General features: G+C 63.5%; 6 protein-coding genes. 2 read left to right on the top strand and 4 right to left on the bottom strand.

Translation table 11 applies throughout. The features are described 5' to 3' along the window. Both EOA75_RS26170 and EOA75_RS26165 read left to right on the top strand, forming a co-directional pair. Positions 1-1,147: aminomethyltransferase family protein (locus EOA75_RS26170; protein ID WP_164747565.1), on the top strand; the 1,147-nt coding region annotated here is incomplete at its 5' end. Positions 1,148-1,164: 17 nt separating this feature from the next. Continuing rightward, a complete protein-coding gene (locus EOA75_RS26165; protein ID WP_127325507.1) occupies positions 1,165-2,724 on the top strand; it encodes a trimethylamine methyltransferase family protein in 1,560 nt (519 codons plus the stop codon). Positions 2,725-2,826: 102 nt separating this feature from the next. Here EOA75_RS26165 and EOA75_RS26160 read toward each other — a convergent pair whose 3' ends face one another. From EOA75_RS26160 to EOA75_RS26145, 4 genes are all read right to left on the bottom strand, one after another. Then, a complete protein-coding gene (locus tag EOA75_RS26160) occupies positions 2,827-4,353 on the bottom strand; it encodes an ABC transporter permease subunit (RefSeq protein ID WP_206517038.1) in 1,527 nt (508 codons plus the stop codon). Further along, complete coding sequence (locus EOA75_RS26155) at positions 4,340-5,386, bottom strand: betaine/proline/choline family ABC transporter ATP-binding protein (RefSeq protein ID WP_127325508.1); 1,047 nt, start codon at positions 5,384-5,386, stop codon at positions 4,340-4,342. The genes EOA75_RS26160 and EOA75_RS26155 overlap by 14 nt, the downstream gene beginning before the upstream one ends. A gap of 169 nt (positions 5,387-5,555) precedes the next feature. Continuing rightward, the gene (locus EOA75_RS26150; RefSeq protein WP_127325505.1) at positions 5,556-6,590 is read right to left on the bottom strand and encodes a glycine betaine ABC transporter substrate-binding protein; all 1,035 of its coding nucleotides are present in this window, start codon (positions 6,588-6,590) and stop codon (positions 5,556-5,558) included. A 100-nt stretch (positions 6,591-6,690) separates the two neighbouring features. After that, positions 6,691-6,819, bottom strand: a complete 129-nt coding sequence (locus EOA75_RS26145) for a Rieske 2Fe-2S domain-containing protein (RefSeq protein ID WP_245466702.1) — start codon at positions 6,817-6,819, stop codon at positions 6,691-6,693. Between the last annotated feature and the right edge of the window lie 32 nt (positions 6,820-6,851).

Genomic DNA, 6,851 nt, shown 5'->3' with positions numbered 1-6,851 from the left:
GCTGGGCGCCGCCTATGGCTGGGAGCGGCCCAACTGGTTCGCGCCGGCCAGCACCGACCGCAACCCGCCGCTGACCTTCAAACGCCCCGGCTGGCTCGGCGCGGTGAAAGGCGAGTGCCTCGCGGTCCGCGACAGCGCCGGCGTCATCGACCTTTCGGCCTTCTCGAAATTCGAGGTGAGCGGGCCGGACGCCGAAGCCTTCATGGCTTCATTGGGCGCCAACACGCCGCCATCGCGCCTCGGCCGCATCGGTCTCATCCACGTTCTGACTGAGAGAGGCGGTGTCGCATCCGAGTTCACGGTCACGCGGCTCGAGCAGCACCGTTTCTACCTGACCAGCGCGGCGCTGGCGGAACGGCACGACGAAGACCTGCTTCGCGCCCGGTCGGCCTCGTTCGCCGGTGTCGTCATCGAGAACATCACCGAGAGACGCGGCGTCCTTGGCGTCATGGGCCCGAACGCGGCCGAGATTCTGCAGGCGGTCAGCGAGGTCGATTTCTCCAGCGCGGCCTTCCCTTGGCTGTCGGCGCAGACGATCAAGATCGCCGGCATCAAGCTGACGGCGCTTCGCGTGTCCTACGCCGGCGAGCCGGGATGGGAGCTGCATGTCCAGCTCGCGCAGTTCCGGCGGCTCTACGAAACGGTCGTCAACACCGGCGCCAAGCATGGCCTCCATCCCTTCGGCGTCTATGCCTCGAACTTCATGCGGCTGGAGAAGGGTTATCGCGGCTGGGGCGCGGACCTCACGACCGAGCGCACGCCGCTCGAGGCCGGACTGGGCGCCCTGGTCAAGGCGGACGGCCGTTGCTTCATCGGCCGCGAGGCGATGCTGGAACGCCAGAAGGCTAACCCCTGGCGGATGGCGCTGCTGGAGATCGAGGACGATGACGAACGGCTCCCGTTCTACGGCCATGCCGTCCTGCAAGACGGCCGGCCGGTCGGCGTCATCACTAGCGGCGGCTATGGCTTCCGCACCAATAAGGTGCTGGCGCTCGCCTATCTCAGGCCGGGGGTGCCCGAAGGCGAGTTCGGCGTCTCGATCCTGGGCAAGGAACTCGCGGCGCGCGAACTGCAGGAAGCGCCCTACGATCCACGAAATCTGCGGCTGCGCGGACTGGACCATTTGCAGCCCGCCGCATCCGTCTGAACGTCTGGAGGCACATAATGGAAGATGTCGTCACACATGGCGAAGCCGCACCCCCGGCACGGTCCCGTGGCCGCGCCGCGCGCCTCGTGCAACGCGGCGCGCAGGAACCGCGCCGCCCCTATATCAGCCGCAGGATCGGCACGTTCAACATCCTCGACGAGGAGGGGTTGAGCCTGATCGAAGCCAATGCCGACCGCCTGCTCAAGGAGGTCGGCATGGAATTCCATGACGACCCGGAAATCCTGGATCTCTTCCGCACCGCCGGCGCCGATGTGAAAGGAACGCGTGTCCGCTTCGAGCCCGGCATGTGCCGCAAGCTCGTCCAGGCGACGGCGCCGCGGCAATTCAAGCAGCATGCCCGCAACCCTACCAACACCGTCGTGATCGGCGGCGACAACACGGTGCTTTGCCCGTCCTGGGGTCCGCCCTTCGTGCATGATCTCGACCGGGGCCGTCGCTATGCGACACTGAACGACTTCCGCGACCTGGTGCGGATCCATCAGATGATCCCGTACCTGCACCATTCCGGCGGAGTAGTCTGCGAACCGGTCGACCTCCCGGCGAACAAGCGCCATCTCGACATGCTCTACACGCATGTGCGCTATTCGGATCGCCCTTTCATGGGGGCGTTCATCGGCTCCATGCGGGCGCAGGACGCGGTCGACATCGCCAAGATCGTCTTCGGTGAGGCGTTCATTGCGGAGAACGCCGTGCTCTACAACGTCAGCAACACCAATGCGCCGCTGGTGCTCGACGCCAACATGTCGGGCTCGCTCAAGGTCTATGCGCGCAACAACCAGCCGGTCGCTTGCACGCCTTGGACGCTCGCCGGCGCGATGAGCCCCTGCACCGTCGCCGGCACGCTGGCGCAGGTGCTTGCCGAGGCGCTTGCGTGTCTCGCTCTCGTCCAGCTCATCAATCCGGGAGCGCCCTGCCTCATGGGGAGCTTCGCCAGCACCATCTCGATGCAAAGCGGCGCGCCGACTTTCGGCACGCCGGAAGCGGCGAAGATGGTTCTGGCGGCGGGTCAGCTGGCGCGCAGGGTCGGCGTGCCGTTCCACACCGTCGGCACGCTCTCGGCATCCAAGCTGCCCGACGCGCAGGCGGAGCAGGAAGGGACCTGGGGCTTGCTGATGTCGCTTCTCGCCGGCGCCAACGTCATCAACCACGCGACAGGATGGCTGGAGGGTGGGCTCGTCACCGGCTTCGAGAAGACCATCATCGACGCCGACCTTTGCGGCAAGGTGATGAGCCTGTTCGAGGGCATCGACCTGTCGGAAAATGCGCAGGCGATGGACGCCATCGAAGAAGTCGGGCCCGGCTCGCACTTCCTCGGCAGCGCCCATACGCAGTCAAACTTCCTGTCGGCCTTCTACCGCTCGACGATCAGCGACAACAATTCGTTCGAGCAGTGGAATTCCGAGGGCGGGCTGGACGCCGCCCAGCGCGCCAATCGCCAGTGGAAGAAGCTTCTGAGCGACTATGCTGACCCCGGCCTCGATCCGGCGATCGACGAAGAATTGCGGGCCTTCATCGCCAGGCGCAAGGAGAGCATGCCCGACCAGGACTATTTCTGAACGGCAGGCAATCGCCATTCAAAGGTGGGGCTGGCCGGGGGCGCCGGGTTCCGCGTGTTGGCCGGCGCAACCTCTTTGAGAGCATCGGCCTAACACGGGTATCTACTTAGTTCTTCCCTGCACGATACGGTCGATGATCATGGCGCAGAGAAGAATGGCGAAGCCCGCGAGCAGTCCCTGCCCGACCGCCGCATATTGAAGGGCATTGAGCACATCTTCACCGAGCCCCTTGGCGCCGATGAGGGAAGCGATGACCACCATGGAAAGGCACATCAGAATGGTCTGGTTGATGCCGGCCATGATGGAAGGCATTGCAAGCGGGAGGTCGACCCGCGTCAGGAGAAACCATCTCGTCGCGCCGTAGGCTTGCGCGGCCTCTCTTATGGCCGGCGAGACGCCCTGCAGGCCGAGTGCGGTCAAGCGCACGACCGGGGGCGTGCCGAAAATCAGCGTCGCGATGACCCCCGGCGGCTTGCCGATGCCGAACAGCGCGATCACCGGGATCAGATAGACGAACGCTGGCATGGTTTGCATGAAGTCGAGCACTGGCCGCACGGCGGCGTAGACGCGCGGCCGGCGTCCACACCATATCCCAAGCGGGATTCCGATCGCGAGGCAAAGAATTGCCGATGTGCCCAGCAGGGCGACCGTTTCCAGGCTCTTTTCCCAAAAGCCGAGTACGGCAAGATAGGCGAGCGCAGCGGCGGTGAAGACGGCGACTCGTGGTCCAGCCAGTTGCCAGGCAAGGGCGAGAATGATCGCCATCGTCACTGGCCAGGGCATCCCCGTCAGCCCATAGGCCAAGCCATCGAGCACCAACGATATTGCGGCTGTGATGCCCCCGAAGAAGCCGTCCCCGAGATGCGATATCGCTCCCATCAGGCTGTCCAGCCACGATGACAAGGTGGCCTGCCACTCGCGGTTCGACGGCGCGGCAGTCAGCCAGACGGCTGGTGTCGGTGCGGCGAAGCGATAAGCCGAAAGCCCGTAAGCCGCGATACAGAAGGCAAAAGCGCATAGCGACAGCGGGTAATTGAGCCCGTGCTGAAGCGTCGGCTTCGAACGCCAGCGCGCGAAGCGTCGCTCGAGCATCCTATTGGCAAGAAAGCCGGCGACCAGCCGGGCGAGGAGCAAAGTGACGAGACCGGACCCAATTACAAGCGGCGCCTTTGCCTTTGCGGCCTCAGCCTGCAGTCTGGCATTGTTGGCAGCTTTCTCCAGAGCGACCGCTGATGATTTCAGCCCTGCCGCGTTGTCCGCCCCCGCCGCCTCGGCGGCCTTTGCCTGTTCGGCGCGCGCCTGCGCCTGCTTGGTGACGCGTTCGGCTCGTGCTTGCTCGGTCGCGCCGAGATTACCCGCCGCGCCGACGCCGATCTGAACCACCGCAAGCGTCTCCAGCAAGAAGGTGAGCCAGAACAGCAGTGTGATGCCTCGGGCTGCAGCCCACACCGGCCCAAGCAGCGCGGCCGCCAGGTTGAACGGCCAGACGGCACCGGAAGCCTGCCGGATGCGGGCGAACACCTCGGCGTAATATTCCGGATTGCGGACGACGAACTCCCGGACCAGCCCGTCCTCTCCCGGTGAAGCGTGTTCTATCGATCGCACGGCGACCGGATCATGGGCGTTCACGTTCTTCGCCCTTTCGCAAACCGTCGAGCAGGATCTGTCTGTCGATGACACCGATGACAGACCCATCGGGATCTGTCACGGCAAGCGGTGCGGCATCCTGCGCCGCGAGTTCGACGAGTTCTGCGAGCGTTTCTCGGGAATCCACCCTGCGCAACCGCTCGACGTCAAGCTCGGGGCGGTGCCGGCTCCTGAAATTCTCGACCGCCTCCATGATGCGTCCGGCGGTGATCACCTTCAGGCGCGAGATGTCGGCGACAAATTTCGCGACATAGTCATGCTTCGGCGATGTGACGATCTCCTCCGGCGTGTCGGTCTGGACGATGACGCCGTCTTTCATGATCGCGATGCGGTCGCCGATCCGGATCGCCTCGTCGAGGTCATGGGTTATGAAGATCACCGTCTTGCCCATCGAGCGCGAAAGGGCCAGGAACTCGTCCTGCAGCTGCCGCCTGATCAGCGGATCGAGCGCGCTGAACGGCTCATCCATCAGGAGGATCGCCGGATCGGCAGCCAAAGCCCGGGCGAGTCCGACGCGCTGCTGCATGCCGCCCGAGAGTTCATGGCAGTAACGGTCCCCCCAGCCCGACAGGTTCACCTTGACGAGCGCGGCCTCGGCGGCATCGAATCTGCGCTGTTTGTTTGCTGCTTGGATCTCCAGCGGAAGCGCGACGTTGTCGCGCACGGTCCGGTGCGGAAGCAGACCGAAGCTCTGGAACACCATGGCTATCTTGCGAGACCGCAATGCCCTCAACTCATCGGGCGACTTGGCCATGACGTTTTCGCCATTGACGAAAATCTCGCCGGCGGACGGCTCGAGAAGACGGTTTATATGGCGGATCAACGTCGATTTGCCACTGCCCGACAGGCCCATGACGCAGAAGATTTCACCCGGCCGAACCGCGATGTTGACATCGGCCACGCCCACGACACAGCCGCAGCCCCCGGCGACTTCGTCCTTGTCGAGGCCGTCGCGCAAAATCGCCGCCATCGCCTCCGGCGCGCTGGGGCCAAAGATTTTCCAGACTCCCTTCATGATGATGGCGGCAGCGTGGGTTACCGCGTTTGCGCGGTCCGCCGAGCCGGCTCCGCCCGATGCACTGACCGGTGCCGCGTCCACCGCTACAGCTCCCGCCCGATCACGGATTTGAGCCGCCGGGCGATGATGCAGGCCCGCTCAGAGCCTGCAATCTCAGTCATGGACTTCAATGACCAAACCACTTCGCCACCTCATCGGGGTGGGCTTTAATCCATTCCTTCGCCACATCGTCTGCCGGCTTCTTATCGACGATGATTGCGTAGGCCCATTTGCTGATGTCGTCCGGATTGAAAGTAATCCGATCCAGAGCGGCGGTGAGCTCCGGTTGCCGCTGCGCCAGCGAAGCGGCATAGGCAATGTGCACTGTCGTGTCAGCATAAGCGGACGACACTTTCGATTTCTCGAACCATTGAGGATCCTCGCTCGGCTGCAGCATCACGAACTTGGCTGGGTCGTGTTTCGGCTCGGAAAGGAAGGCAAGCTTGTAGCGGGCGAAATTCTGATGAGGACCGTAGCAGTAGCCGACCCATGGCTTGTCGGCCTTCGCGGCGCGATCGAGCGAGGCGGCAGCCACCGCTTCGTCGGTCACCTGTAGATCGAAGAAATCGGCGAAGCCATAGTCGCGGGCACGCACCTTTTCGATGTTGGTCGACTGCCAGCCTGAAGCGCCGATCCAGATTTCGCCTTTGCCGTCGCCATTGGTATCGAAGATCTTGGCGTTATCTGGATTGGCGAGATCGGCGACGTCCTTGATCCCATATTTGTCGACTGTGACCTGGGTCACGCAGTAGCCTTGCTTGGCTTCGTAGCCATTCAGGGCGAGTTTTACGGTGCCCGCGCCTTTAACATATTTGTCGACGAGACCCTGCTGGTTCGGCAACCAGACGTCCGGCCAGACATCAACCTCGCCCTTGTTGCGATCCATCGCTTCCCAGATGACCGGGACGGCGGTGGTGGTGACGGTGGAAACGTCGAGTCCGAGTTCTTGCTCGGCTGCATTCTTGATCACGTTCATGACCGCCGTCGCCGTTGCGTAATTCGGGTCCGGCATGGTGACGTCAGCAGCGGATGCCGATGCGATCGGCGCCAGCAACAGCATGCCAAGAGCCGGTGCAAGAAGATGATGTTTCATGTTGTTCCCCACTTGAGTTGCGCTGATTTTTCTCAGTTTATTCGTCACGTTATCGGAACGTGCAGGCAATCCATCCCAAATTGTGCCGCATTAGCAAAAACGATGAGGCGCATAAGACGCCTGCTTCGGGTAACGGCGCCTAACCGGTCGCTAAGGCGCGCCGCTCTGATCAGGCCGTCACGTAAATGCTCCCGGCCTCGACCGTGACTGGGAACGTCCGCGCGCGAACGGACGGGTTGACCAGGGCCGCACCCGTCTGGATGTCGAACTCCCACCCATGCCAGGCGCAGCGAACGATTTCGTTCTCGCGGTGGTAGATGAATTCGGGTC

The organism is Mesorhizobium sp. M1A.F.Ca.IN.022.07.1.1 (assembly GCF_003997575.1).
Taxonomy (GTDB): Bacteria; Pseudomonadota; Alphaproteobacteria; order Rhizobiales; family Rhizobiaceae; genus Mesorhizobium.
The sequence above is the reverse complement of the archived record's forward strand: the minus strand, read 5'-3'. Positions and strand labels throughout refer to the sequence as shown.